This window comes from Streptomyces sp. MBT65, assembly GCF_016612545.1.
GTDB lineage: Bacteria > Actinomycetota > Actinomycetes > Streptomycetales > Streptomycetaceae > Streptomyces.
The window spans coordinates 26,622-49,508 of the sequence record NZ_JAENRY010000060.1 but is presented as its reverse complement, the minus strand read 5'-3'; the positions used below and the strand labels follow the sequence as shown (position 1 = coordinate 49,508).

34 protein-coding genes and 1 pseudogene are annotated in these 22,887 nt (G+C 66.3%); 30 read left to right on the top strand and 5 right to left on the bottom strand.

All coding sequences use genetic code 11. The features are described 5' to 3' along the window. The first annotated feature begins 2 nt into the window (after positions 1–2). Positions 3–704 carry a hypothetical protein gene (locus JHN63_RS16055; RefSeq protein WP_200681742.1) on the top strand — a complete coding sequence of 234 codons (702 nt, stop codon included), beginning with the start codon at positions 3–5 and terminating at the stop codon, positions 702–704. Positions 705–729: 25 nt separating this feature from the next. Here the strand turns inward: JHN63_RS16055 and JHN63_RS16050 are convergent, their stop codons facing one another. Next, positions 730–2,124 (bottom strand): S41 family peptidase, encoded by a 1,395-nt coding sequence (locus JHN63_RS16050; RefSeq protein WP_200681741.1) that lies wholly within the window; start codon positions 2,122–2,124, stop codon positions 730–732. A gap of 426 nt (positions 2,125–2,550) precedes the next feature. Between JHN63_RS16050 and JHN63_RS16045 the strand changes: the two genes are divergently transcribed. The 5 genes from JHN63_RS16045 (at position 2,551) to JHN63_RS16025 (ending at position 6,577) form a co-directional block, all read left to right on the top strand. Next, positions 2,551–2,934, top strand: coding sequence for a hypothetical protein (locus tag JHN63_RS16045; protein WP_200681740.1), 384 nt, complete (start codon positions 2,551–2,553; stop codon positions 2,932–2,934). A gap of 9 nt (positions 2,935–2,943) precedes the next feature. Continuing rightward, positions 2,944–4,770, top strand: coding sequence for an alpha/beta hydrolase (locus JHN63_RS16040; RefSeq protein WP_200681739.1), 1,827 nt, complete (start codon positions 2,944–2,946; stop codon positions 4,768–4,770). 130 nt (positions 4,771–4,900) lie between these two features. Then, on the top strand, positions 4,901–5,335 hold the full coding sequence (locus JHN63_RS16035) for a hypothetical protein (RefSeq protein ID WP_200681738.1): 435 nt from the start codon (positions 4,901–4,903) through the stop codon (positions 5,333–5,335). A gap of 397 nt (positions 5,336–5,732) precedes the next feature. Then, positions 5,733–6,092, top strand: a complete 360-nt coding sequence (locus JHN63_RS16030; RefSeq protein WP_200681737.1) for a hypothetical protein — start codon at positions 5,733–5,735, stop codon at positions 6,090–6,092. Positions 6,093–6,433: 341 nt separating this feature from the next. Further along, on the top strand, positions 6,434–6,577 hold the full coding sequence (locus JHN63_RS16025) for a DUF397 domain-containing protein (RefSeq protein ID WP_234477022.1): 144 nt from the start codon (positions 6,434–6,436) through the stop codon (positions 6,575–6,577). A 56-nt stretch (positions 6,578–6,633) separates the two neighbouring features. On the opposite strand, the pseudogene JHN63_RS16020 reads toward JHN63_RS16025, so the two are convergent. Next, positions 6,634–7,725: pseudogene (locus JHN63_RS16020) on the bottom strand (right-handed parallel beta-helix repeat-containing protein); the annotation flags it as partial. 695 nt (positions 7,726–8,420) lie between these two features. On the opposite strand from JHN63_RS16020, the gene rpsJ reads away from it, so the two are divergent. From rpsJ to rplO, 21 genes are all read left to right on the top strand, one after another. Continuing rightward, positions 8,421–8,729: a 30S ribosomal protein S10 gene (gene rpsJ, locus JHN63_RS16015; RefSeq protein ID WP_003948644.1), complete on the top strand. Its 309-nt coding sequence runs from the start codon at positions 8,421–8,423 to the stop codon at positions 8,727–8,729. Between the two features lie 17 nt (positions 8,730–8,746). Then, positions 8,747–9,391, top strand: a complete 645-nt coding sequence (gene rplC, locus JHN63_RS16010) for a 50S ribosomal protein L3 (RefSeq protein WP_019072287.1) — start codon at positions 8,747–8,749, stop codon at positions 9,389–9,391. Positions 9,392–9,396: 5 nt separating this feature from the next. Next, positions 9,397–10,053: a 50S ribosomal protein L4 gene (gene rplD, locus JHN63_RS16005; protein ID WP_200681735.1), complete on the top strand. Its 657-nt coding sequence runs from the start codon at positions 9,397–9,399 to the stop codon at positions 10,051–10,053. Further along, on the top strand, positions 10,053–10,472 hold the full coding sequence (gene rplW / locus JHN63_RS16000; RefSeq protein WP_200681734.1) for a 50S ribosomal protein L23: 420 nt from the start codon (positions 10,053–10,055) through the stop codon (positions 10,470–10,472). Before rplD ends, rplW begins: the two co-directional genes overlap by 1 nt. A 38-nt stretch (positions 10,473–10,510) precedes the next feature. Continuing rightward, positions 10,511–11,347, top strand: coding sequence for a 50S ribosomal protein L2 (gene rplB, locus JHN63_RS15995; RefSeq protein WP_200681733.1), 837 nt, complete (start codon positions 10,511–10,513; stop codon positions 11,345–11,347). Between the two features lie 12 nt (positions 11,348–11,359). Beyond that, on the top strand, positions 11,360–11,641 hold the full coding sequence (gene rpsS / locus JHN63_RS15990; protein WP_019055518.1) for a 30S ribosomal protein S19: 282 nt from the start codon (positions 11,360–11,362) through the stop codon (positions 11,639–11,641). A 40-nt stretch (positions 11,642–11,681) separates the two neighbouring features. Next, positions 11,682–12,029 carry a 50S ribosomal protein L22 gene (rplV, locus tag JHN63_RS15985; RefSeq protein ID WP_003974262.1) on the top strand — a complete coding sequence of 116 codons (348 nt, stop codon included), beginning with the start codon at positions 11,682–11,684 and terminating at the stop codon, positions 12,027–12,029. After that, a complete protein-coding gene (gene rpsC, locus JHN63_RS15980; RefSeq protein ID WP_200681732.1) occupies positions 12,029–12,877 on the top strand; it encodes a 30S ribosomal protein S3 in 849 nt (282 codons plus the stop codon). Before rplV ends, rpsC begins: the two co-directional genes overlap by 1 nt. 5 nt (positions 12,878–12,882) lie before the next feature. Beyond that, on the top strand, positions 12,883–13,302 hold the full coding sequence (gene rplP, locus JHN63_RS15975) for a 50S ribosomal protein L16 (protein WP_010986348.1): 420 nt from the start codon (positions 12,883–12,885) through the stop codon (positions 13,300–13,302). Further along, positions 13,302–13,526 (top strand): 50S ribosomal protein L29, encoded by a 225-nt coding sequence (gene rpmC / locus JHN63_RS15970; RefSeq protein ID WP_005481220.1) that lies wholly within the window; start codon positions 13,302–13,304, stop codon positions 13,524–13,526. The genes rplP and rpmC overlap by 1 nt, the downstream gene beginning before the upstream one ends. Further along, on the top strand, positions 13,526–13,813 hold the full coding sequence (gene rpsQ, locus JHN63_RS15965; RefSeq protein ID WP_019072282.1) for a 30S ribosomal protein S17: 288 nt from the start codon (positions 13,526–13,528) through the stop codon (positions 13,811–13,813). Before rpmC ends, rpsQ begins: the two co-directional genes overlap by 1 nt. Positions 13,814–13,939: 126 nt before the next feature. Then, positions 13,940–14,308 (top strand): 50S ribosomal protein L14, encoded by a 369-nt coding sequence (rplN, locus tag JHN63_RS15960; RefSeq protein ID WP_003998823.1) that lies wholly within the window; start codon positions 13,940–13,942, stop codon positions 14,306–14,308. 2 nt (positions 14,309–14,310) lie between these two features. Then, positions 14,311–14,634, top strand: a complete 324-nt coding sequence (rplX, locus tag JHN63_RS15955; RefSeq protein WP_019072281.1) for a 50S ribosomal protein L24 — start codon at positions 14,311–14,313, stop codon at positions 14,632–14,634. Next, a complete protein-coding gene (gene rplE / locus JHN63_RS15950; RefSeq protein ID WP_151482628.1) occupies positions 14,634–15,191 on the top strand; it encodes a 50S ribosomal protein L5 in 558 nt (185 codons plus the stop codon). Before rplX ends, rplE begins: the two co-directional genes overlap by 1 nt. A 5-nt stretch (positions 15,192–15,196) precedes the next feature. Further along, a complete protein-coding gene (locus tag JHN63_RS15945) occupies positions 15,197–15,382 on the top strand; it encodes a type Z 30S ribosomal protein S14 (protein ID WP_003948630.1) in 186 nt (61 codons plus the stop codon). A gap of 213 nt (positions 15,383–15,595) precedes the next feature. Beyond that, the gene (rpsH, locus tag JHN63_RS15940) at positions 15,596–15,994 is read left to right on the top strand and encodes a 30S ribosomal protein S8 (RefSeq protein WP_013001411.1); all 399 of its coding nucleotides are present in this window, start codon (positions 15,596–15,598) and stop codon (positions 15,992–15,994) included. Between the two features lie 22 nt (positions 15,995–16,016). After that, positions 16,017–16,556 carry a 50S ribosomal protein L6 gene (rplF, locus tag JHN63_RS15935; RefSeq protein WP_033280021.1) on the top strand — a complete coding sequence of 180 codons (540 nt, stop codon included), beginning with the start codon at positions 16,017–16,019 and terminating at the stop codon, positions 16,554–16,556. Positions 16,557–16,559: 3 nt separating this feature from the next. Continuing rightward, positions 16,560–16,943, top strand: coding sequence for a 50S ribosomal protein L18 (gene rplR / locus JHN63_RS15930; RefSeq protein ID WP_019055526.1), 384 nt, complete (start codon positions 16,560–16,562; stop codon positions 16,941–16,943). Between the two features lie 37 nt (positions 16,944–16,980). After that, the gene (gene rpsE / locus JHN63_RS15925) at positions 16,981–17,586 is read left to right on the top strand and encodes a 30S ribosomal protein S5 (RefSeq protein WP_006376045.1); all 606 of its coding nucleotides are present in this window, start codon (positions 16,981–16,983) and stop codon (positions 17,584–17,586) included. Further along, the gene (rpmD, locus tag JHN63_RS15920; RefSeq protein ID WP_006376032.1) at positions 17,586–17,768 is read left to right on the top strand and encodes a 50S ribosomal protein L30; all 183 of its coding nucleotides are present in this window, start codon (positions 17,586–17,588) and stop codon (positions 17,766–17,768) included. Before rpsE ends, rpmD begins: the two co-directional genes overlap by 1 nt. Before the next feature lie 2 nt (positions 17,769–17,770). Then, on the top strand, positions 17,771–18,226 hold the full coding sequence (gene rplO, locus JHN63_RS15915; RefSeq protein ID WP_043676833.1) for a 50S ribosomal protein L15: 456 nt from the start codon (positions 17,771–17,773) through the stop codon (positions 18,224–18,226). A 34-nt stretch (positions 18,227–18,260) separates the two neighbouring features. Here the strand turns inward: rplO and JHN63_RS15910 are convergent, their stop codons facing one another. The 3 genes from JHN63_RS15910 to JHN63_RS15900 form a co-directional block, all read right to left on the bottom strand. After that, positions 18,261–18,551 carry a hypothetical protein gene (locus JHN63_RS15910; RefSeq protein ID WP_200681731.1) on the bottom strand — a complete coding sequence of 97 codons (291 nt, stop codon included), beginning with the start codon at positions 18,549–18,551 and terminating at the stop codon, positions 18,261–18,263. A gap of 136 nt (positions 18,552–18,687) precedes the next feature. Then, on the bottom strand, positions 18,688–19,056 hold the full coding sequence (locus JHN63_RS15905) for a hypothetical protein (protein WP_200681730.1): 369 nt from the start codon (positions 19,054–19,056) through the stop codon (positions 18,688–18,690). Positions 19,057–19,296: 240 nt separating this feature from the next. Then, positions 19,297–19,569, bottom strand: coding sequence for a hypothetical protein (locus JHN63_RS15900; protein WP_200681729.1), 273 nt, complete (start codon positions 19,567–19,569; stop codon positions 19,297–19,299). 226 nt (positions 19,570–19,795) lie between these two features. Here JHN63_RS15900 and secY point away from each other — a divergent pair, with 226 nt between their 5' ends. The 3 genes from secY to map all read left to right on the top strand — a co-directional run bounded on the left by secY (position 19,796) and on the right by map (position 22,760). Next, positions 19,796–21,109, top strand: coding sequence for a preprotein translocase subunit SecY (gene secY, locus JHN63_RS15895; protein WP_200681728.1), 1,314 nt, complete (start codon positions 19,796–19,798; stop codon positions 21,107–21,109). After that, the gene (locus tag JHN63_RS15890; protein ID WP_200681727.1) at positions 21,109–21,774 is read left to right on the top strand and encodes an adenylate kinase; all 666 of its coding nucleotides are present in this window, start codon (positions 21,109–21,111) and stop codon (positions 21,772–21,774) included. Before secY ends, JHN63_RS15890 begins: the two co-directional genes overlap by 1 nt. Before the next feature lie 149 nt (positions 21,775–21,923). Then, positions 21,924–22,760, top strand: coding sequence for a type I methionyl aminopeptidase (gene map / locus JHN63_RS15885; RefSeq protein ID WP_200681726.1), 837 nt, complete (start codon positions 21,924–21,926; stop codon positions 22,758–22,760). The last annotated feature ends 127 nt before the right edge of the window (positions 22,761–22,887 follow it).

The following is a 22,887-nucleotide window of genomic DNA, read 5'->3' as shown; positions in this document are numbered from 1 at the left end:
CAATGCTGAGCAACGGGCCCGTGCGACAGCTGGCCTCCACAGTGGTGGCCGTCGCCGCCTTGGCCGCCTCTCTCGCTGCCTGCGACAGTAGTGAGCAGACCGGGAAGTCAAAGGGGACGTCGGCCCAGACGAAGCTGTGCGGCGCAAACCTGTCGGCAGGTACTCGGCGAGCACTCCTCGATGCGCTGGGAAGCCGTACGTACGACTGGGAATGGACAAACCGGAGGCGCCTTGGTGACCCCACCGAGCCGGATCAGAAGAGCCTCGGTGACGCCGCTAAAAAACTCGTCGCCGGATTCCGTGCCACCGGGACCGACGAATACCAGGAATACCCCCTGTGCTATGCCTCCGATCCATCAGTGGCCACCACCATGATCGACCTGTCCTTCTTCTTCCGAAAGGCGATCCCGGAGTCCCCAGCGTCTCAACTCACCTCGTACAAACTGGGCAAACTTTCGCTTGCCAGGTCGTCGCGTGCGTACTTGTACATGGAGTGCTCAAGTGGAAAATTCGGTTCTGGAGATGAGCCCGTTCTGATCCAGGCGAAACTGGGGCGCTTCCGGCCACCGGCAAGGGAATCCGAAACCAAGCGCATGGAGAACCTGAACGTCCTGCACGCGGTCTCCCTCGCGATGGCCAAGGAGCTCGGTTGTAAGGACGACGCCGGTCTGCCCGCGCGATTCAGCGCCCCGCGCAAGACGTGACGGCCGAGGGACTGTACGCGGGTGGTCAGTGCTCAGTCCCCAGTACTTTCACCGCCCGATCGAACCCCGAATCCCGCCCCGCCGCGAACTCCTCCTCCGTGAACACCGGCACCCTCACCTCCGGCGGAATCCCCGTGCCGTCGAAGGTTCGGCCGGAGTCGGTCAGGTACTCCTCGTTCGGGAGCGAGGCGGTCATGTCGTTGGGGAGTTCGCGTTCCATGACGTCGGAGAAGACGCCCTGGGTGGGTCGGCCGATGCGGATCGTGCGGCCGGGGCGGTCGATCAGGGCCTGGGTGAAGGTCTCGCCCGCGCTCACCGTCGAGCCGCCGGTCAGGACGGCCACCGGGCCGGTGTAGCGCGGGGCGTGGGCCGGGAGTACCGGGATCGGTTCGGGGCGGGTGTGGCGGCTCGGGTCCGCCGGGTCGTTGCGGGCGCGCTTGGCGTAGGCGACGTAGGGGGTGTCGGTCAGGCGTTCCGCGATGTGGATGCCGAGGGCGTCGGAGCCGCCGCCGTTGATGCGCAGGTCGATGATCAGGCCGTGCAGGTGACGTGAGCGTTCCGGCGTGAGGACGGTGTTCAACGCCCTGTCCAACTCCGCCAGTTGGGCCGCGTACGACGCCTTCTCGTCGGGCAGGTAGCCGCCGAAGCCGGAGATGCGGAGGTAGCCGATACGGCCGCCACCCGCCAGGTCCGCGTACGTGATACGGCCGTTGGCGAAGTCCCGTCGGTAGGGAGCGCCGGCCAGGTCTCGCGCCACGATGAACTTCTTGACCCTGGCGTCCAGTTGCTCGCTCGGCACCGCCGTGCCGGGGCGGCCCACGGCGAACACGCGGTCGCCGTCCTGGACCGCGACGTGGGCGTCGTAGAGCGGACGCACCATCCTGCTGAAGATGTCGAACAGTTCCGCCCTGGTCGTGTCCTTGTGCACCTGCGGGCGGTACTCGTCCCGTACCGCGTGCCAGTCGACGCCCTTGGCCGCGAAGAACGGGTAGTTCTCCTCGTAGGACTGCCAGAAGACGTCGAACGAGGTCAGCGGGTCCTTCGGGGTCGGGCGGGTGCAGGCGGGCGGCAGGGCGGAGACGCGGACCAGCTTGCGGTGGCCCACCGCGCTGGCCGCGCCGAGTGTGGCGTGGTCGCGGTCCGGGCCCAGTCGTACGGTCAGGACGTCGCCGCCCGCCGTGTACGTCCCCGGGCCCGCCCGCCGCGCGGTGTCGCCCTTGAGGCAGCTCACGGCGGTGGTCTGGTACTCCTGGTACGTCCCGTGGCGGAGGTCTAGGACCGTGCCGTAGCCGTCCATGCGCCAGAGGCCGTCGACGGCGCCGGTTCGAGGGGTGGCCGCCAGTGCGGTTGGCGTGGAGGTCCCGCCGGTGAGGGCGAGGGCGATGACAGCGGCGGTGCTGGTGGCGGTGGCGATACGCACGTTCTGATCTCCCCGTGGTGTGGCGGTCCGTACCCGTGTGCCTCACCACCGTGATCGACCACCCACCACCCTCACCATCCGGCACACCCATGCATCCGGGGTATGGGAAACCCCCGTACCGATGGTCATCCGCTCCACCTTCAACGCCTGCGACGCCCGCGAATCCTCACGAGCAACTCCCATGTCCCGCTGGGCAGTTCACACAACGACGGGGTGTCTGAGTACGGGTACTCAGACGCTCTGATGGCCGATACGGATGAGGCGGGTGATGTGGGGTCGCTACGGTACGTTGCGAGCGTTGCACGGTGCGATCGTGTGTTCGTATCTGCTCGATGGAGTGCCAAGTGGTACGGGGAGGAAGCAGGCGTCGCTTGGGAGGAGTGGGAGCAGCTCAAAACTGCGGCGGCTGAACGGAGTTCTGCCCGGATGCAGCTGAACCACGTACCGATGGATCCTGGTGGTTCCGGCGGTGACCTGGTGTCGAACCGACGTGACTGGGCCAAGGCCGGCGAGGCCGTCGGCTCGCTCCGCGAGGACATCGGCAAAGCGTTCGGGAAGCTGGCGGACGGCCAGAAAGGCCTCGGTGAAGACTCCGGCTGTCTGACCGCAGCGGCTCAGAAGGACGTCTACGACTCGTGGGAGACCTACGTCAAGAGTGTCAGCGCGCGGTGCGGGAGGCTCTCGGGGCTGCTGGAGAAGGCGGGCAGCGACCAGTTGAGGACCGATGAGGCGGTGGAGGTCGAGATCGGCAACCTGGACGTCGCGTACTCGGACACTCCGGCTGTCGGCGGCCAGGAGAAGGGGCGGTAGCGAGTCGTCATGGATCTCGCGACGCTCAAGGCCCTCAAGCCGACCGAGTACTCGGAAGCGGCCGACGGATACCGCAGCACCTCCGACATGGCGAGCGCGGTCAAGGACCGCATCGAGAACCAGATCGCCGTGGCCATGAGGAACTCCCTGAAGGGCGAGGCCGCGACCGCGGCCGTCAAGCAGCTCAGGGAGCTGGGCAAGAACTTCCATTACATCCAGGTCGAGTGCGGTCTTGTCGGTACGGCGCTCGAGGCGTTCTCGTACGAGGTGGGAGCGGCCAAGAACAAGCTCGACGCGGCGCTCGAAGGCGCGGGGGCGGCGAAGCTCACCGTGAACACCGACGGTTCGGTCACCTATCCGCCGGCGGGGGCGAAGGACCAGGACGGCAGGATTCCCGACGGCGGCACGGTGAGCGGCCTCACGGACGACACGGCCTCCGCGGTCGGTCGTCAGGCGGCCAACTTCGATCCCAATCCCCATCACCGTCTCGCACAGGACTGCGCGGACCAGATCGCCGGTGCCCTCAAGGAAGCCACGGAGGCCGACGAGAAGTGGGCGCCGAAGCTGCGAGCGTTGAAGGCCGACGACGATCTGACCGTGTCCGACAAGGACTGGGCCGATGCGTCCTCCGACACGAGCGGCGTGCGTGAAGCGGGCAGCACATATCTCGGCTCGCTGCCCCAGCCGCCCAAGGACGGCAGTCCGGAAGACAACGCGGAGTGGTGGAAGGGGCTCACGGCGGAGGAGCGGGCCGCATGGATTTCCGTTGACCCCAAGGCAGTGGGAGAACTCAACGGACTGCCGTCCGCGGTCCGCGACGAAGCCAACCGCGTGGTGTTCGACGAGACGCGGGCGAGGCTCCAAGTGGAACTGGACTCGATCCCGAAGCCTCCCGCCAACGAGTGGACGTGGATCACTTCCGGCCCGACCCCGTCAAAGGTGCACACCGATGAGTGGATGGACTGGTACAGGCAGTACGGCGACCGCCCGGAGCAGTTGAAGCAGACGCTCAAGGGCATGGGATACATCCAGGAGCGTTTCGACCGGACCGGTGAAGGGGGCCTGCCCGAGGCATACCTGCTCGGCTTCGACCCCGTGGGGCTGGGCGACGGAAAGGTCGTCATCGCCAACGGAAATCCGGATCTCGCCGACCATGTGGCCGTGTATGTCCCCGGTACCTTCGCCGGTCTCGAAAAGATCGGGGAAGGAGGCTCCCACGGGGACCTCGGCCGTGGGGAGACCCTGTGGGCGGAGAGCGTCAAACTCGCACCGGGGCAGAACATTTCCACGATCACGTGGCTCGACTACAACGCTCCGGACAGCATCGTTCCGCAAGCGACCAACGGTAAGTACGCCGAGGAGGGAGGCCCGCGCCTGTACGACTTCCTCCAGGGAAACAGGGCAGCCCATGAAGAAGCATCCGGAAACGCCGCGCACACCACGGTCCTCGGGCACAGCTACGGAAGCACGGTCGTCGGTGTCTCCGCCCAGTCCGGGAGCTGGCGCGACGCCGAGGCCGTCGACGACTACATGTTCGCCGGGAGCCCTGGTGTTCAGGCGGATCACGCGGCTGACCTGGGCATCGGCGCGGATCACGTCTGGGCCATGGGTGCGCCTGGCAACGACGAGATCGTGCGTCAGGGCGGTCGTCTGATGGGGCTCGGCGACGAGCTGACCATTCCCACCGACGACTCGTTCGGCGGGAACGTGATGAAGAGCGACTCGGCCGATCACGGCGGCTTCTGGGACACCGACGGCCAGCAGGCCTCGCTCAGCCTGGAGAACCAGGCCCGGGTGATCACAGGAAGGTACGGAGATGTCGTTCTGGAGGACTGAGCGTCCCCAGCCCCGCAGGGGAGTTGCCGCCCGCAGGGGATTCACCTCAGGCGCGCGTCTGCTGCTCGCGGCGTCCGCGCTCGTGTTGGCAGCAGGCTGTTCGTCTTCTTCTCAGGGGAGTGAGAACTCGTTGGGCTACGAGCCGAAGTCCCGGTCGACCGAGACGGTCAAGGGCGAGATCTCGAAGCTGTCCAGCCAGCTCTTCGATGTCATGGCCATCAAGAGCAAGGTCACCGAGACGGGGCCGAACGTTCAACCCTGTGAGTCCGGTGACGGTGACTCGGGGAAGTTGTACCGGGTTCGGCACCCCTGGTCGGCGTACGGCGTGGCGAACGACGTCATGGGTAAGGGCATGGCCAATCTGCGCCAGGAGTTGCCCCAGCAGGGCTGGAAGATCGAGAAGGTCGGGAACGACGGGAGCAAGAACAAGAACATGCAGATCCTGGCCGTCCACGAAAAGACGCTCAGCCAGGCCGAGATCACCTGGCTCAAGGGACTGGACGGCCACGAGCCGCTCATCGAGGTGAACCTGTACTCGAGATGCTTCCGGTCGGCCGGTGCATGAAAGGCCATGTGCCTCCGCCCGAGCCGGGCTGACCGCCCGGCCGTCCGGCGCACCCGGGCATCGGAGTTGGGGATCCGGGGCGGGGTCATGTGCGCTCGGCGGGAGGGGAGCGCTGCGGAGACGGCTCGAACACATGGTGGGCTTCGCGCAGTTGCGAAACGTCGAGTTCCAGGTGAGGACGATGGGCTGTGAGTGGCACGCGGGTAGTGACGGTGACATCGACGTGCTGAAGCTCGCCGTTGACTCGTTGTGGGGCGATCGTCGGCGGTGGCACACGGCCGACCGGTCCACGAGCGCAAGTACCTCAGCATCTCCGGCCCGCACGACGCCCGGGGCGACTCCGTCTCGTACGCGTCAGGAAGCTCCTTGAGCCGAGCGCTATAGGGTGCACGCCGTGATGAACCGCAGGAACGGGGCGAACCCCGACGAAGGAGTCCACCTCGGTGACGGCACAGATGCGCTGGCCGCGGTCGACGACCGAGTTCGGAGCCTGTTCACCGGTCTCACCTGGATCTTCGTGGCACTGCTCGCCGTGGGCCTGCTGGCGGTCCTCCGCCGGGCGGTGACGGGCCAGGGCCAGGGGGAGGCGCCCAGCGGCCTTCAGGTGATCGCTGCCGTCATGGGGCTCGCGGTGGTTGCGGTCGCGGTGTGGTTGGTCGTCCGGGCCCGGCGCGCCGAGAGGTGGCTGCCGCTGGTGATCGCATGCGGGGGTTGTGTCGGCTGGATGGTCGTCATGGTCCTCATGGCGCGGATCTAGCCAGGAGGTTTCCTGCGTCGGCGGCGGCCGATCAAGAACACCGGTTGGGTTCCCGGCCATCAGCGGGTAGTCGCGCACCTTGGTGACCCAGCCAATGTCAGGGTTGGGGCGAGACACGACCTCGACGGCGGCGATGGTCGCATGGGGGTCGATCGATCCCTCGACGTCCATGTCCGCTTCGGCGATGACCATGACATCGGGGCGTCGCATGACCTCTTGGGGCTCGTCCGGCTCGTTCTCCACGTCGGGGCCCAGGCACTTATGCCAGAGGAGGCGCCGGCCTTTGTCGAGCAAGCGCTGCGAGGAGCATGATCGGCAAGGCTACTGAGTTGCTGTGGTTGATGAGCAGCAGCAACGGCAGCGGCTGCGTCGAGATACCCCCCACACACCATCCACATCCGCGACTCCAAGCACACCCAGAGCCGCCCCGCGTCACCCTCGCCCCCACCGCCTGGACCGACTTCGGCGCGCACGTCGCCGAATAGCGCCGAGTGGGCCGGTCCAGGCAAGCAGGCAGGCAATCGGGCAGAGGAGCCATCCCCTACGGGTTCACCACCGTCCCCCCGAACGTCACCCTCAACGCTCCACTCGACGCGAACGACCACCCCAACGCGCCGCTGTACGACGAGCACCGGGACCCGTTCGTCCCGGTCCAGAACTGGTTGGTGCTGTCCGCGTCGCCCACCGTCTTGTCGTTCGAGCCGCTGACCGCGAACCGGCACGACGTGTTCGTGCGGAACACCGACGTCCCCTTGTCGAAGGAGAAGTTGCGTTCCGCGTTGTCGATGCCGACGTTGTTCGAGACCGTCATCGTGCCCGGGTTGCTGTTGTAGGTGAACCCGTGATGGCCGTTGCCGTAGGCGATGTCGTGCCGGACGACGTGGTTGACCGCGATGTCGTCGCCGCCGAGCTTGTAGCCGTTGCGGTCGCCGTCGCCGCTCTGGCTGCCGTCGGTCAGCGTGCCGTTGCCGTAGGAGAGGCTGTACTCGATGGTCACCGGGCCGATCGCGCCCGTGTCGGTCTTGGTGTACAGGTCCCAGCCGTCGTCGATGTTGTGGTGGGAGACGTCGTAGCGGAAGACGTTCCCGGTGCCGGTCGTCAGCTTCGCCGCGAAGCCGTCCGCGTCCTCGCCGTCGGAGTCGGCGTTGTCGTGCGACTCCGAGCTGACGACCAGGTTGTTCGAGGGCCAGGACGAGGTCGGCGTGCTGGAGGAGATGCGGCCCAGTTGGAGGCCCGTGTCGCGGTTGTACGAGGTCACGGTGCGCTCGATGACGTTGTTGCTGCCTCCGACGTAGATCCCGTTGTCCCCCGCGTGCGACACCGTGAGGCCGTAGACGTGCCAGTAGTTGGCGTAGAGCTGGAGCCCTCGGTTCGACGAACTCTCGCTCTGCGAGGCGAAGTTGAGGACCGGGGTCTCGCCGTTGTAGGCGGTGAGCGTGGTGCGGGCCGATGCTGTGCCGTCCGCGCCCGCCGGGATCGTGATCGTCGAGCCGTAGGCGTACGTCCCGCCGCGCAGGTAGATCGTGCCGCCGGACGCGATGCGGCTGATCGCGGTGGCGAGGGTGGTGGGGGCCGCCAGGGTGCCGGCCGCGCTCGTGGTGCCGGTCGGTGACACGTACTGGGTGGCGCTCGCGGCCTGTGCCGGGGTGCCGGAGAGTGCTACGAGCGTGCCGGCCACCAGGCCGGTGCACGCGATGACTGGTCTCACTTGCATCGTTCTGCCTCCAGGGTCGTCCCATGACCAGGAATCCAGGGTTCCGTGCAGGTGCTGCTTGCGAGGGAAAGCGCTTTCCCGCGTCTCGTCAGGGAACGTAAGCGCTTGCTATGGACGCGTCAAGGTGCGTGTACTTGATTCTCGTTCACAGGGGTGAATGCGCCGGGGAGGGCTGTCGCGCGCGTGTGTTTGACCTGCGTCACTCCAGGGGTAATCTCTACGCCCCGATTGGCCAGCCGCCTCCGCCATATGGCAGACTGTCGGAGTTGCTCGGTCGAGTGTTGATGCTGCGCGCCTCCCGTCGGGAGGACCGGAAGCGAGTCCCACGGTACTCGTCGTCCCAACTGCCTTACGGCAGCGCTGGGGCGGACGTACGGGAATCTTTCGGGAAGTGTCAGTGCGGCGCCGGCCAGGCACCCGGTGGGCTTCTTCGCCCTCGGCTTGCGGTTCCGGAAGGGCCGTGCTTTCCCAGCAGGGAAGTTCCGTATATGGGACTTCTGTGTCGGTGAGAGCGCGACACACCCGACCGCGTGGGTCGGAGGAATCGAAGCGATGAGAGCAGAAGGACCTGCCGGGGTGCAGAGCGTTACTAGAGACAGGACTACTGAGTAGCCATGGCGGGACAGAAGATCCGCATCCGGCTCAAGGCCTACGACCACGAGGTCATCGATTCCTCGGCGAAGAAGATCGTCGAGACGGTGACGCGCACTGGTGCGTCGGTCGCGGGCCCGGTGCCGCTGCCCACTGAGAAGAACGTGTACTGCGTCATCAAGTCGCCGCACAAGTACAAGGACTCTCGCGAGCACTTCGAGATGCGCACGCACAAGCGCCTGATCGACATCCTCGACCCCACCCCCAAGACCGTTGACTCTCTGATGCGACTCGACCTCCCGGCCGGTGTCGACATCGAGATCAAGCTCTAGGGGTCGGTGAGCTGAAGATGGCAAAGCAGATCAAGGGCATCCTGGGCGAGAAGCTCGGCATGACGCAGGTGTGGGACGAGAACAACCGTGTTGTTCCGGTCACCGTCGTCAAGGCCGGACCCAACGTCGTGACCCAGGTCCGTACGAACGACAGTGACGGCTACGAGTCGGTCCAGATCGCCTTCGGCGAGATCGACCCGCGCAAGGTGAACAAGCCCCTCAAGGGCCACTTCGCCAAGGCCGACGTCACGCCCCGCCGCCACCTCGTCGAGATCCGTACCGCTGACGCCAGCGAGTACACCCTCGGCCAGGAGATCACCGCCGCGACCTTCGAGGCCGGCGTCAAGGTGGACGTGACCGGCAAGAGCAAGGGCAAGGGCTTCGCCGGTGTCATGAAGCGTCACAACTTCAAGGGCCTCGGCGCCGGACACGGCACCCAGCGCAAGCACCGCTCTCCCGGCTCCATCGGTGGCTGCGCCACCCCGGGTCGTGTGTTCAAGGGCCTCCGCATGGCGGGTCGTATGGGCAACGAGCGGGTCACCACCCAGAACCTGACCGTTCACGCCGTTGACGCGGAGAAGGGCCTGCTCCTCATCAAGGGCGCGGTTCCTGGTCCGAACGGCGGCCTCGTCCTGGTCCGCACCGCGGCCAAGGGGGCCTGAGGACTATGAGCACCATTGACATTCTGTCGCCCTCCGGCGACACCGCCGGGACCGTAGAGCTCCCGGCCGAGATCTTCGACGTAGAGAAGATCAGCATCCCGCTGCTTCACCAGGTCGTCGTCGCACAGCTGGCCGCCGCCCGTCAGGGCACGCACAAGGTCAAGCGTCGTGGCGAGGTCCGCGGTGGTGGTAAGAAGCCGTACCGCCAGAAGGGCACCGGCCGCGCCCGTCAGGGTTCGACCCGCGCCCCGCAGTTCGCCGGCGGTGGCGTCGTGCACGGCCCGACGCCGCGCGACTACTCGCAGCGGACCCCGAAGAAGATGAAGGCCGCGGCCCTGCGCCACGCCCTCACCGACCGGGCCCGCAACGCTCGCATCCACGTCATCACCGGCGTGATCGAGGGCGAGACCCCCTCCACCAAGGCCGCCAAGAGCTTCCTCGGCAAGGTCAGCGAGCGCAAGAACGTGCTCCTGGTCATCGAGCGCTCCGACGAGGCCGCGCTGCTTTCCGCGCGCAACCTGCCCCAGATCCACATTCTGGAGCCGGGCCAGCTGAACACGTACGACGTTCTCGTCTCGGACGACGTGGTCTTCACCCAGGCCGCTTTCGAGTCCTTCGTGTCTGGCCCCCAGGCCGCTGACACCGAAGGGAGCGAAGCCTGATGGCTACGCGTCACCCGAGCATCGCCTCGAAGGCCGCCAAGGCCAAGAAGGTCGCGCGCATCGCCAAGGCGAAGCGTCACGAGACCGAGGGCAAGAACACCGTCGAGACGCCGATCAGCAAGTCGTTCACGGACCCCCGTGACGTGCTGCTGAAGCCGGTCGTCTCGGAGAAGAGCTACGCGCTTCTCGACGAGGGCAAGTACACCTTCATCGTGGCTCCGGGCGCCAACAAGACCCAGATCAAGCAGGCCGTCCAGGCGGTCTTCTCGGTCAAGGTCACCGGGGTCAACACGATCAACCGCCAGGGCAAGCGCAAGCGCACCAAGACCGGTTTCGGTCAGCGCGCGGGCTCCAAGCGCGCGATCGTGACCCTCGCTGAGGGCGACCGTATCGACATCTTCGGCGGTCCGGCCGCGTAAGCGGGTCGGATCGTCCGATATCGGACGAGGACTGAGAAATGGGAATCCGCAAGTACAAGCCGACTACGCCGGGCCGCCGTGGCTCCAGCGTCGCCGACTTCGTCGAGGTCACGCGGTCCACGCCGGAGAAGTCGCTGGTTCGCCCCCTGCACAGCAAGGGCGGCCGTAACAATTCCGGTCGTGTGACCGTTCGCCACCAGGGTGGCGGACACAAGCGCGCCTACCGCGTCATCGACTTCCGTCGCCATGACAAGGACGGCGTGCCGGCGAAGGTCGCGCACATCGAGTACGACCCCAACCGCACCGCGCGCATCGCGCTGCTGCACTACGCGGACGGCGAGAAGCGCTACATCCTCGCCCCCCGCAACCTGTCGCAGGGCGACCGCGTCGAGAACGGTCCCGGGGCCGACATCAAGCCGGGCAACAACCTGGCGCTCCGCAACATCCCGGTCGGTACCACGATCCACGCGATCGAGCTCCGTCCCGGTGGCGGCGCCAAGTTCGCCCGCTCCGCCGGTGCCTCCGTGCAGCTGCTGGCGAAGGAGGGCACGATGGCCCACCTTCGTATGCCCTCCGGCGAGATCCGCCTGGTCGACCAGCGCTGCCGCGCCACGGTCGGCGAGGTCGGCAACGCCGAGCAGAGCAACATCAACTGGGGCAAGGCAGGCCGCAAGCGCTGGCTGGGCGTCCGCCCGACCGTCCGCGGTGTTGCGATGAACCCGGTCGACCACCCGCACGGTGGTGGTGAGGGCAAGACCTCCGGTGGTCGCCACCCGGTCAGCCCGTGGGGTCAGAAGGAGGGTCGTACTCGTTCGCCGAAGAAGGCTTCGAACAAGTACATCGTCCGCCGCCGCAAGACGAACAAGAAGCGCTAGGAGCGGGTTTAGATGCCGCGCAGTCTCAAGAAGGGGCCCTTCGTCGACGGCCACCTCATCAAGAAGGTGGACGTACAGAACGAGGCCGGCTCCAAGAACGTCATCAAGACCTGGTCCCGCCGCTCGATGATCGTCCCGGCCATGCTCGGCCACACGATCGCGGTGCACAACGGCAAGACCCACATCCCGGTGTTTGTCACCGAGTCGATGGTCGGCCACAAGCTCGGCGAGTTCTCGCCGACGCGCACCTTCCGGGGTCACGTCAAGGACGACCGGAAGTCGAAGCGCCGCTAGCGCGGGGTGACTGACCATGACAAACACTGAAGGGACAACCATGGAAGCCAGGGCCCAGGCGCGGTACATCCGCGTCACGCCCATGAAGGCCCGCCGCGTGGTGGACCTCATCCGTGGCATGGACGCCACGGAGGCTCAGGCGGTCCTGCGTTTCGCCCCGCAGGCCGCGAGCGTGCCGGTCGGCAAGGTGCTCGACAGCGCCATTGCCAACGCCGCGCACAACTACGACCACACCGACGCCGACAGCCTCTTCATCTCCGAGGCGTACGTCGACGAGGGTCCGACCCTGAAGCGGTTCCGGCCGCGTGCCCAGGGCCGTGCCTACCGGATCCGCAAGCGGACCAGCCACATCACCGTGGTCGTCAGCAGCAAGGAAGGAACCCGGTAATGGGCCAGAAGGTTAACCCGCACGGGTTCCGGCTCGGCATCACCACGGACTTCAAGTCCCGGTGGTACGCCGACAAGCTGTACAAGGACTACGTCAAGGAAGACGTCGCCATCCGTCGGATGATGACGTCCGGCATGGAGCGCGCCGGCATCTCGAAGGTGGAGATCGAGCGCACCCGTGACCGTGTGCGTGTGGACATCCACACCGCTCGTCCGGGCATCGTCATCGGCCGCCGTGGCGCCGAGGCCGACCGCATCCGCGGCGACCTCGAGAAGCTCACGGGCAAGCAGGTCCAGCTGAACATCCTCGAGGTCAAGAACCCCGAGACGGATGCCCAGCTGGTCGCGCAGGCTGTCGCCGAGCAGCTCTCCTCCCGCGTCTCCTTCCGCCGCGCCATGCGTAAGAGCATGCAGTCGGCGATGAAGGCCGGCGCCAAGGGCATCAAGATCCAGTGCGGTGGCCGCCTCGGCGGCGCCGAGATGTCCCGCTCGGAGTTCTACCGCGAGGGCCGCGTGCCCCTGCACACGCTCCGCGCGAACGTGGACTACGGCTTCTTCGAGGCCAAGACGACCTTCGGCCGTATCGGTGTGAAGGTCTGGATCTACAAGGGCGACGTCAAGAACATCGCCGAGGTCCGCGCCGAGAACGCCGCTGCCCGCGCGGGTAACCGCCCGGCGCGCGGTGGCGCGGGTGGCGGCGGCGACCGCCCGGCCCGCGGCGGTGGCCGCGGTGGCGAGCGTGGCGGCCGCGGCCGCAAGCCGCAGCAGGCTGCTCCCGCTGCCGAGGCCCCCAAGGCCGAGGCTCCGGCGGCTGCCGCTCCGGCTGAGAGCACTGGAACGGAGGCCTGACCGACATGCTGATCCCCCGTAGGGTCAAGCACCGCAAGCAGCACCACCCCAAGCGTCGTGGTCAGGCCAAGGGCGGTACGCAGGTTTCGTTCGGCGAGTACGGCATTCAGGCCCTCACGCCGGCGTACGTGACGAACCGCCAGATCGAGGCCGCCCGTATCGCGATGACCCGCCACATCAAGCGTGGCGGCAAGGTCTGGATCAACATCTACCCGGACCGCCCGCTCACGAAGAAGCCTGCCGAGACCCGCATGGGTTCCGGTAAGGGTTCGCCGGAGTGGTGGATCGCGAACGTGCACCCGGGTCGGGTCATGTTCGAGCTGTCCTACCCCAACGAGAAGATCGCCCGTGAGGCCCTCACTCGCGCAGCGCACAAGCTGCCGATGAAGTGCCGGATCGTCAAGCGCGAGGCAGGTGAAGCGTGATGTCGGCCGGTACCAAGGCGTCCGAGCTGCGCGAACTGGGTGACGAGGAGCTTCTCAACAAGCTCCGCGAAGCCAAGGAAGAGCTGTTCAACCTCCGCTTCCAGGCGGCGACCGGTCAGCTCGAGAACCACGGTCGGCTCAAGGCCGTCCGGAAGGACATCGCGCGGATCTACACCCTGATGCGTGAGCGCGAGCTGGGCATCGAGACGGTGGAGAGCGCCTGATGAGCGAGAGCAACGTGACTGAAGAGCAGACCGCGAGCCGCGGCTTCCGCAAGACCCGTGAGGGTCTCGTCGTCAGCGACAAGATGGACAAGACCGTCGTCGTCGCCGTCGAGGACCGCGTGAAGCACGCGCTGTACGGCAAGGTCATCCGCCGTACGAACAAGCTCAAGGCCCACGACGAGCAGAACGCCGCAGGCGTCGGCGACCGCGTCCTCCTCATGGAGACGCGTCCGCTGTCCGCGACGAAGCGCTGGCGCATCGTCGAGATCCTCGAGAAGGCCAAGTAGGTAATTCCCGCAAGGGAATTCCAAGTAATGCAGCCTGCGAGCAACCTCGCAGGACAGTTCCGCCAGGCTCCAAGGGCCGTTCACTGAACGGCCCTTGGGGAACCGGCAGACGATCAGGAGATAGACGTGATCCAGCAGGAGTCGCGACTGCGTGTCGCCGACAACACTGGTGCGAAGGAAATCCTTTGCATCCGTGTGCTCGGTGGCTCCGGTCGCCGCTACGCGGGCATCGGTGACGTCATCGTCGCCACCGTCAAGGACGCGATCCCCGGTGGCAACGTGAAGAAGGGTGACGTCGTCAAGGCCGTCATCGTTCGCACCGTCAAGGAGCGCCGCCGTCCGGACGGCTCGTACATCCGCTTCGACGAGAACGCCGCCGTCATTCTGAAGAACGACGGCGACCCTCGCGGCACCCGCATCTTCGGCCCGGTCGGGCGCGAGCTGCGCGAGAAGAAGTTCATGAAGATCATCTCGCTGGCTCCGGAGGTGCTGTAAGCATGAAGATCAAGAAGGGTGACACGGTTCAGGTCATCACCGGCAAGGACAAGGGCAAGCAGGGCAAGGTCATTGCCGCTTACCCGCGCGACGAGCGCGTCCTGGTCGAGGGTGTCAACCGGGTCAAGAAGCACACCAAGGCCGGCCCCACCGCCAAGGGTTCGCAGGCCGGTGGCATCGTCACGACCGAGGCGCCGATCCACGTCTCCAACGTCCAGCTGGTCGTTGAGAAGGACGGCAACAAGGTCGTCACGCGTGTCGGCTACCGCTTCGACGACGAGGGCAACAAGGTTCGCGTTGCCAAGCGGACGGGTGAGGACATCTGATGGCTACCACCACCACTCCGCGTCTCAAGACGAAGTACCGCGAGGAGATCGCGGGCAAGCTGCAGGAAGAGTTCTCGTACGAGAACGTCATGCAGATCCCCGGCCTCGTCAAGATCGTGGTGAACATGGGTGTCGGCGACGCCGCCCGTGACTCCAAGCTCATGGACGGTGCCGTCCGTGACCTGACCACGATCACCGGTCAGAAGCCGGCCATCACCAAGGCCCGCAAGTCCATCGCGCAGTTCAAGCTGCGCGAGGGTCAGCCGATCGGTGCCCACGTCACGCTCCGTGGCGACCGCATGTGGGAGTTCCTGGACCGCACCCTGTCGCTCGCGCTTCCGCGCATCCGCGACTTCCGTGGTCTGTCTCCCAAGCAGTTCGACGGCCGTGGCAACTACACCTTCGGTCTCACCGAGCAGGTCATGTTCCACGAGATCGACCAGGACAAGATCGACCGCGTCCGGGGTATGGACATCACCGTGGTCACCACGGCGACCAACGACGCCGAAGGCCGTGCCCTTCTCCGTCACCTCGGCTTCCCCTTCAAGGAGGCGTAAGCGAGATGGCGAAGAAGGCTCTGATTGCCAAGGCTGCTCGTAAGCCCAAGTTCGGAGTACGTGGCTACACGCGCTGCCAGCGCTGCGGCCGTCCGCACTCCGTGTACCGCAAGTTCGGCCTCTGCCGCGTGTGCCTTCGTGAGATGGCTCACCGTGGCGAGCTGCCGGGCGTGACCAAGAGCTCCTGGTAGTCCGGTACTTCCGGACTCCCGAAGCTCTCGGTAAGCAGAGGGCACGGTCAGGTGCCCACCCCTTCATGGCTTAGGCTAGGAGGGTTGGGCGCCTGATTGCCGCCCATACGACTTACTACGCCGTAGGTCCACCGCACCGCACCCGCCTCGTCTCGGATCGAGGAGAGGGATGGGCACCTGGAAACCCCGGCGAGAGAGGCCGAAGGCCAATTCATGACCATGACTGATCCGATCGCAGACATGCTTACGCGTCTGCGGAACGCGAACTCGGCATACCACGACTCAGTGACGATGCCGGCATCGAAGATCAAGTCGCACATCGCGGAGATCCTCCAGCAGGAGGGCTTCATCACGGGCTGGAAGGTCGAGGACGCCGAGGTCGGCAAGAACCTCGTCCTCGAGCTGAAGTTCGGCCCGAACCGTGAGCGCTCCATCGCGGGCATCAAGCGGATCTCCAAGCCCGGTCTCCGGGTGTACGCGAAGTCCACCTCCCTGCCCAAGGTGCTCGGTGGCCTCGGCGTGGCGATCATCTCCACGTCGCACGGTCTCCTCACCGACAAGCAGGCCGGCAAGAAGGGCGTAGGCGGAGAAGTTCTCGCCTACGTCTGGTAGCGGAAGGGAAACGGAAGAAGCTATGTCGCGTATTGGCAAGCTCCCCATCACGGTTCCCGCCGGCGTGGACGTCACCATCGACGGCCGTACGGTCTCGGTCAAGGGCCCCAAGGGCTCGCTGACCCACACCGTCGCAGCGCCGATCGACATCGCCAAGGGTGAGGACGGCGTGCTCAGCGTCACCCGCCCCAACGACGAGCGTCAGAACAAGGCCCTGCACGGCCTGTCCCGCACGCTGGTGGCGAACATGATCACCGGCGTGACCGAGGGTTACGTGAAGAAGCTCGAGATCAGCGGTGTCGGTTACCGCGTTGCGGCCAAGGGATCGAACCTCGAGTTCGCGCTCGGCTACAGCCACTCGATCACCGTCGAGGCGCCCGAGGGCATCTCGTTCAAGGTCGAGAACCCGACGCACTTCTCGGTCGAGGGCATCGACAAGCAGAAGGTCGGCGAGGTTGCGGCGAACATCCGCAAGCTGCGCAAGCCCGACCCGTACAAGGCCAAGGGCGTCAAGTACGAGGGCGAAGTCATCCGGCGCAAGGTCGGAAAGGCGGGTAAGTAAGCCATGGCATACGGTACGAAGATCGCTAAGGGCGACGCTTACAAGCGTGCTGCCATCAAGCGTCGTCACATCCGCATCCGGAAGCACATTTCCGGTACGGCTGAGCGTCCGCGCCTGGTCGTGACCCGCTCCAACCGCCACATCGTGGCCCAGGTCATCGACGACATCAAGGGTCACACCCTGGCGTCGGCGTCGACCCTGGACACCTCGATCCGCGGCGGCGAGAGCGACAAGTCCGCGCAGGCCAAGTCGGTCGGCGCCCTGGTCGCCGAGCGCGCCAAGGCCGCCGGCGTCGAGGCTGTCGTATTCGACCGCGGTGGCAATCAGTACGCGGGGCGCATCGCCGCCCTGGCGGACGCCGCCCGCGAAGCCGGACTGAAGTTCTAGTCGCTTCCGTAGCTAGCGGAAAGAGAGAGGTAATCCAATGGCTGGACCCCAGCGCCGTGGAAGCGGTGCCGGTGGCGGCGAGCGGCGGGACCGGAAGGGCCGTGACGGCGGCGCTGCTGCCGCCGAGAAGACCGCGTACGTTGAGCGCGTAGTCGCGATCAACCGCGTCGCCAAGGTTGTCAAGGGTGGTCGTCGCTTCAGCTTCACCGCGCTCGTCGTGGTGGGCGATGGTGACGGCACCGTCGGTGTCGGTTACGGCAAGGCCAAGGAGGTGCCGGCCGCGATCGCCAAGGGTGTTGAAGAGGCCAAGAAGCACTTCTTCAAGGTCCCCCGTATCCAGGGCACCATCCCGCACCCGATCACGGGCGAGAAGGCCGCGGGCGTCGTCCTGCTCAAGCCTGCTTCCCCCGGTACCGGCGTTATCGCCGGTGGCCCGGTGCGTGCAGTGCTCGAGTGCGCCGGCGTCCACGACATCCTGTCGAAGTCGCTCGGTTCGTCCAACGCGATCAACATCGTGCACGCGACCGTGGCGGCCCTCAAGGGCCTGCAGCGTCCCGAGGAGATCGCGGCCCGCCGCGGTCTGCCCCTCGAGGACGTCGCTCCCGCGGCTCTCCTTCGTGCACGTGCCGGGGCGGGTGCGTAATGGCTCGCCTCAAGGTCACGCAGACGAAGTCGTACATCGGCAGCAAGCAGAACCACCGTGACACGCTGCGGTCGCTTGGTCTCAAGGGGATCAACACCGTGGTCGTCAAGGAGGACCGCCCCGAGTTCCGCGGAATGGTGCACACCGTCCGCCACCTCGTGACGGTTGAGGAGGTCGACTGATCATGGCGGAGAACAACCCGCTCAAGATCCACAACCTCCGTCCCGCCCCGGGCGCCAAGACCGCCAAGACCCGTGTGGGTCGTGGTGAGGCGTCGAAGGGTAAGACGGCCGGTCGTGGAACCAAGGGTACGAAGGCCCGTTACCAGGTGCCGGAGCGCTTCGAGGGTGGCCAGATGCCCCTCCACATGCGTCTTCCGAAGCTCAAGGGCTTCCGCAACCCGTTCAAGACCGAGTACCAGGTCGTGAACCTCGACAAGCTGGCGTCCCTGTACCCGGAGGGTGGCGAGGTCACCGTTGAGGGTCTCGTCGCCAACGGTGCGGTTCGCAAGAACAGCCTCGTCAAGGTCCTCGGCCAGGGCGAGATCTCCGTGGCGCTGCAGGTGACGGTGGACGCCGTCTCCGGCTCCGCCAAGGAGAAGATCACTGCGGCTGGCGGCACGGTCACCGAGCTCGTCTGACCTACGTCGGCAACACCGGCCGGGGTCGCCTCTCTCACGAGGGGCGGCCCCGGCCGTTTTTTCGACTCAGGACGGTCAGCGCGGGATGCCGTGGGCGCTGCGCCGCCGGCGGTCGCGCGAACTCCTTCATCCGGGCCGGGTGTTCATCGCTGCACCGGTTCCCGTAGGCGGCCTGGACGGCGACCACGAGGTCCGGGCAGCGCACACGCTTCTTGCAGTCCGAGCCCGAGCCTGTAGTCGTGGTGGCGACGTCGGCCTCGCCCGCCGCCGGCCCCTCGCGGCCCGGGTCGACGACCGGTGGTCGTACCCCTTGGACTTCATGCACGCGGACCACTGGGTTACGGCTCGCTCGATACGTCCGCCCTCCCACCATCCGGTACGACAGCGCCTGCCGGGCCACGCTGACACAGGAGCCGGAGCCGACGAATCCGCCCGGGCCCTGCCCGCGACCCGGGTGATGGTCATGCCCTGTTCGTTGAGGGCCCTGGCCGGCCGGGCGTTCTCAGCCAGCCCCGCCCGGCCTCGCCGTAGCAGCTGTCCTTCGGGACCCGGTGACCCTGATCGGCCGTCAGTTTCCCCGACAGCAGTTCCTTCTCGGGCCGGGAGGCGGTGTCGTCCCCGGTCGCTCCAGCCGGGGCCTCGTCGGAAGTCACGTAGCCGGTGCGGGCGGCCTGCGCGGACCAGGAGAACCCGAAGACGTCGGACGCCGGGTTCGACCGCGGATGCTCGTCGAGCGGACGACTCCGATATCCGGGACCACGCAGGCACCGGTTCGCCACCACCGCCTCGGCCCGCTTCAGCAGCGTGCCCTCGCTGTCGTCGGCGCGCACTTGTCCAGGGGCCGCGCCGCCTGGAGCCGCTCGACGCGCACTGCTGGAACGCTCCGCACAGTCGGCTGGGGCGAGGGGGTGTCGGGTGCCTTCGGTCCGCGTTGTGGAGAGAACGACGGTGATGGTGAGCCACGTGTCCTCCGTGGGCAGCGGGAAAAGCCGCATGGCCGACTTCGAATACGACGGGACCGTGTTGTCGTGCCGACCGTGGCAGTTCGCGAGGGCCACGGAGGCCAAGTCTTAGTAACCCTTGTTCTTGTCGTGCCCGTAGTAGTTGAGGACACAGAGTTCGGTGCTGCCGCAGTTGTCGGTGTCTGCGGTGGTCCCGGTGGACGGCGTCCGCAGGGTGCCTGCCGTCGGGTCGGGTGCGGGGGTGAGGGTGGAGTGCTTGGCGTGCGTGGTGGAGATCGCCTGTTTCGGCTGGTCAGGGGTGTAGCCGTGCGGTGGTCGGTCGTCGTCCCTCAGCGGTGCGAGGGTGAGACGAGCAGCGGGGCGAGTGCCCGCGTATGACACACGTGTTCGTATACGGATGGGGTGCCCGGGGGCCGTGTGAAGTGGCTCGCGTGCTTGTCGTGACTCAGGGGACCTTCGATCGGTATCCCTAAGGGCCGTCGATGTAGGTAGGCTGTGCGGCTGGTACCCAGCGTCGTCTTGGCATGCCGTAATCTCGTTCCACAGGCCATCAACCACACTTAGTCGTCACCTCACGCGCGCACACGCGGGGGTCGCAGGAGGCACCGTGCTCACCGCGTTCGCCCGGGCGTTCAGGACACCCGACCTGCGCAAGAAGCTGCTCTTCACGCTCGGCATCATCGTGGTGTACCGGGTCGGTACGCACATCCCGATCCCGGGCGTCGATTACAAGAGCGTCCAGACCTGTATCGACGTCTCGAACGGAAACCAGGGTCTGTTCGGTCTGGTCAACATGTTCAGCGGTGGCGCGCTGCTCCAGATCACGATCTTCGCGCTCGGCATCATGCCGTACATCACGGCGAGCATCATTCTGCAGCTGCTGACCGTGGTGATCCCGCGCCTGGAAGCCCTCAAGAAGGAGGGGCAGGCCGGCACGGCGAAGATCACGCAGTACACGCGTTATCTGACCGTGGCGCTCGCCATCCTCCAGGGCACCGGTCTGGTGGCCACCGCCCGCAGCGGCGCCCTCTTCTCGGGCTGCCCGACGGCGAATCAGATCGTCCCGGACCAGTCGATCTTCACCACCATCACCATGGTCGTCTGCATGACCGCCGGCACCTGCGTCGTGATGTGGCTCGGCGAGCTCATCACCGACCGCGGTATCGGCAACGGCATGTCGATCCTCATGTTCATCTCGATCGCCGCGACCTTCCCGTCCGCGCTGTGGGCCATCAAGAAGCAGGGCACGCTGGCCGGCGGCTGGATCGAGTTCGGCACCGTGATCCTCGTCGGTCTGGTGATGGTCGGCCTGGTGGTCTTCGTCGAGCAGGCCCAGCGCCGCATCCCGGTCCAGTACGCGAAGCGCATGATCGGCCGCCGTTCCTACGGCGGTACCTCGACCTACATCCCGCTGAAGGTCAATCAGGCCGGTGTGATTCCGGTCATCTTCGCGTCCTCGCTGCTCTACATCCCGGCTCTGGTCGCTCAGTTCTCCGGCAGCACGTCCGGCTGGAAGACCTGGATCGAGACCAACCTGACCAAGGGTGACCACCCGATCTACCTGGTCAGCTACTTCCTGCTGATCGTTTTCTTCGCGTTCTTCTACGTGGCGATCTCGTTCAACCCCGAGGAAGTCGCGGACAACATGAAGAAGTATGGTGGCTTCATCCCGGGCATCCGGGCTGGCCGGCCCACCGCTGAGTACCTGAGTTACGTACTCAACCGGATCACCTGGCCGGGTTCGCTGTATCTGGGTCTGATCGCTCTCGTACCGACGATGGCGTTGGTCGGTTTCAACGCAAGCGGCAACTTCCCGTTCGGCGGGACCAGCATCCTGATCATCGTGGGTGTCGGTCTCGAGACGGTGAAGCAGATCGAGAGCCAGCTCCAGCAGCGCAATTACGAAGGGTTCCTCCGCTGATGCGAATCGTCCTCGTCGGGCCGCCGGGTGCCGGTAAGGGAACGCAGGCTGTGCGCCTCGCCAAGACGCTGCACATCCCGCACATCTCCACGGGCGACCTCTTCCGTGCCAACATCAGTCAGGCCACGGAACTCGGCAAACTGGCGAAGTCCTACATGGACGCGGGCAACCTGGTCCCGGACGAGGTCACCATCGCGATGGCCAAGGACCGCATGGAGCAGCCGGACGCGGTCAACGGCTTTCTGCTGGACGGCTTTCCGCGCAATGTGTCGCAGGCCGAGGCGCTGGACGAGCTGCTGAAGACCGAGGGCATCAAGCTGGACGCGGTGCTGGACCTGGAGGTCTCCGAGGAAGAGGTGGTCAAGCGCATCGCCGGCCGCCGCATCTGCCGGAAGGACTCCAGCCACGTCTTCCACGTGACGTACAGCCCGCCGGAGCAGGAAGGTGTCTGCGACACCTGCGGCGGTGAGCTGTACCAGCGCGACGACGACTCCGAGGACACGGTCCGCACCCGCCTCGAGGTCTACCACACGCAGACCGAGCCGATCATCGACTACTACAAGCTCCAGGGCCTGGTGGTCACGATCTCGTCGCTCGGTCCCGTGGAGGAGATCACGCAGCGGGCGCTGGACGCGCTGAAGCGCGAGGACGAGAGCGCGAAGTAGTCAGCAGGCAGATCCGGCCGCGGTGCCCGCAGGGGTGTCGCGGCCGTACTGTTGTATAGAGCCTTTTCTTGTCCACGGCTCTTGTGTGCGGCCATTCCTTTGTACGGCCAATTCCTCAGTTACGCGGAAGACGGAGAGCGCAGGCCCCCATGGTGCAGATCAAGACCCCCGAGCAGATCGCCAAGATGCGCGAGGCGGGACTGGTCGTCGCCGCCATCCACGCGGCGACCCGTGAGGCCGCCGTGCCCGGCGCGAGCACGACGGATCTGGACGAGGTGGCCCGCAAGGTCCTCGCCGACCACAACGCGAAGCCCAACTTCCTTGGCTACGGCGGCTTCCCGGCCACGATCTGCACCTCGGTGAACGAGGTCGTCGTCCACGGCATCCCCTCCGAGGAGGTGGTGCTGAAGGACGGCGACATCATCTCCATCGACTGCGGCGCGATCATCGACGGCTGGCACGGGGACGCGGCGTACACCGCGTTCGTGGGCTCGGGGCACTCCCCGGAACTGCTCGAGTTGTCGCGGGTGACCGAGGGGTCGATGTGGGCCGGGATCGCCGCGATGAAGCTGGGGAACCGGCTGGTCGACATCTCCCGGGCCATCGAGACGTACATCCGGCGACAGCCGAAGCCCGGCGGCGGCAAGTACGGGATCGTCGAGGACTACGGCGGCCATGGCATCGGTACCGAGATGCACATGGACCCGCATCTGTTGAACTACGTGGAGAAGCGGCGGGGGAAGGGACCGAAGCTGGTCCCCGGGTTCTGCCTGGCCATCGAGCCGATGGTGTCGCTGGGTACCCCGAAGACCGAGGTGCTGTCCGACGACTGGACGGTCATCACGACGGACGGGACCTGGTCCTCGCACTGGGAGCACTCGGTCGCGTTGACCGAGGAGGGGCCGCTGGTGCTGACGGCTCCTGACGGCGGCAAGGCGAAGCTCGCCGAGTTCGGGATCACGGCCGCGCCGGATCCGCTCGCGTAGCCGTTTGTGCTTAATGATCTATATCTTCGGGCATCCTTCCTCGATTCGTCTTTCCGAGGGCCCTGACGTAGACTGACTCGTCGGCTCTCGTGCACCCGCATGTCCGCATGCACCCCGCAAGGGGAAC

What these genes read in the sequence shown, in the direction of transcription:
- JHN63_RS16055 (WP_200681742.1), top strand. Translation starts at nt 3, where the DNA reads ATGCTGAGCAACGGGCCCGTGCGACAGCTGGCCTCCACAGTGGTGGCC.
- JHN63_RS16045 (WP_200681740.1), top strand. Translation starts at nt 2,551, where the DNA reads ATGCAGCTGAACCACGTACCGATGGATCCTGGTGGTTCCGGCGGTGAC.
- JHN63_RS16040 (WP_200681739.1), top strand. Translation starts at nt 2,944, where the DNA reads ATGGATCTCGCGACGCTCAAGGCCCTCAAGCCGACCGAGTACTCGGAA.
- JHN63_RS16030 (WP_200681737.1), top strand. Translation starts at nt 5,733, where the DNA reads ATGAACCGCAGGAACGGGGCGAACCCCGACGAAGGAGTCCACCTCGGT.
- JHN63_RS16025 (WP_234477022.1), top strand. Translation starts at nt 6,434, where the DNA reads ATGAGCAGCAGCAACGGCAGCGGCTGCGTCGAGATACCCCCCACACAC.
- rpsJ (WP_003948644.1), top strand. Translation starts at nt 8,421, where the DNA reads ATGGCGGGACAGAAGATCCGCATCCGGCTCAAGGCCTACGACCACGAG.
- rplC (WP_019072287.1), top strand. Translation starts at nt 8,747, where the DNA reads ATGGCAAAGCAGATCAAGGGCATCCTGGGCGAGAAGCTCGGCATGACG.
- rplD (WP_200681735.1), top strand. Translation starts at nt 9,397, where the DNA reads ATGAGCACCATTGACATTCTGTCGCCCTCCGGCGACACCGCCGGGACC.
- rplW (WP_200681734.1), top strand. Translation starts at nt 10,053, where the DNA reads ATGGCTACGCGTCACCCGAGCATCGCCTCGAAGGCCGCCAAGGCCAAG.
- rplB (WP_200681733.1), top strand. Translation starts at nt 10,511, where the DNA reads ATGGGAATCCGCAAGTACAAGCCGACTACGCCGGGCCGCCGTGGCTCC.
- rpsS (WP_019055518.1), top strand. Translation starts at nt 11,360, where the DNA reads ATGCCGCGCAGTCTCAAGAAGGGGCCCTTCGTCGACGGCCACCTCATC.
- rplV (WP_003974262.1), top strand. Translation starts at nt 11,682, where the DNA reads ATGGAAGCCAGGGCCCAGGCGCGGTACATCCGCGTCACGCCCATGAAG.
- rpsC (WP_200681732.1), top strand. Translation starts at nt 12,029, where the DNA reads ATGGGCCAGAAGGTTAACCCGCACGGGTTCCGGCTCGGCATCACCACG.
- rplP (WP_010986348.1), top strand. Translation starts at nt 12,883, where the DNA reads ATGCTGATCCCCCGTAGGGTCAAGCACCGCAAGCAGCACCACCCCAAG.
- rpmC (WP_005481220.1), top strand. Translation starts at nt 13,302, where the DNA reads ATGTCGGCCGGTACCAAGGCGTCCGAGCTGCGCGAACTGGGTGACGAG.
- rpsQ (WP_019072282.1), top strand. Translation starts at nt 13,526, where the DNA reads ATGAGCGAGAGCAACGTGACTGAAGAGCAGACCGCGAGCCGCGGCTTC.
- rplX (WP_019072281.1), top strand. Translation starts at nt 14,311, where the DNA reads ATGAAGATCAAGAAGGGTGACACGGTTCAGGTCATCACCGGCAAGGAC.
- rplE (WP_151482628.1), top strand. Translation starts at nt 14,634, where the DNA reads ATGGCTACCACCACCACTCCGCGTCTCAAGACGAAGTACCGCGAGGAG.
- JHN63_RS15945 (WP_003948630.1), top strand. Translation starts at nt 15,197, where the DNA reads ATGGCGAAGAAGGCTCTGATTGCCAAGGCTGCTCGTAAGCCCAAGTTC.
- rpsH (WP_013001411.1), top strand. Translation starts at nt 15,596, where the DNA reads ATGACCATGACTGATCCGATCGCAGACATGCTTACGCGTCTGCGGAAC.
- rplF (WP_033280021.1), top strand. Translation starts at nt 16,017, where the DNA reads ATGTCGCGTATTGGCAAGCTCCCCATCACGGTTCCCGCCGGCGTGGAC.
- rplR (WP_019055526.1), top strand. Translation starts at nt 16,560, where the DNA reads ATGGCATACGGTACGAAGATCGCTAAGGGCGACGCTTACAAGCGTGCT.
- rpsE (WP_006376045.1), top strand. Translation starts at nt 16,981, where the DNA reads ATGGCTGGACCCCAGCGCCGTGGAAGCGGTGCCGGTGGCGGCGAGCGG.
- rpmD (WP_006376032.1), top strand. Translation starts at nt 17,586, where the DNA reads ATGGCTCGCCTCAAGGTCACGCAGACGAAGTCGTACATCGGCAGCAAG.
- rplO (WP_043676833.1), top strand. Translation starts at nt 17,771, where the DNA reads ATGGCGGAGAACAACCCGCTCAAGATCCACAACCTCCGTCCCGCCCCG.
- JHN63_RS15890 (WP_200681727.1), top strand. Translation starts at nt 21,109, where the DNA reads ATGCGAATCGTCCTCGTCGGGCCGCCGGGTGCCGGTAAGGGAACGCAG.
- map (WP_200681726.1), top strand. Translation starts at nt 21,924, where the DNA reads ATGGTGCAGATCAAGACCCCCGAGCAGATCGCCAAGATGCGCGAGGCG.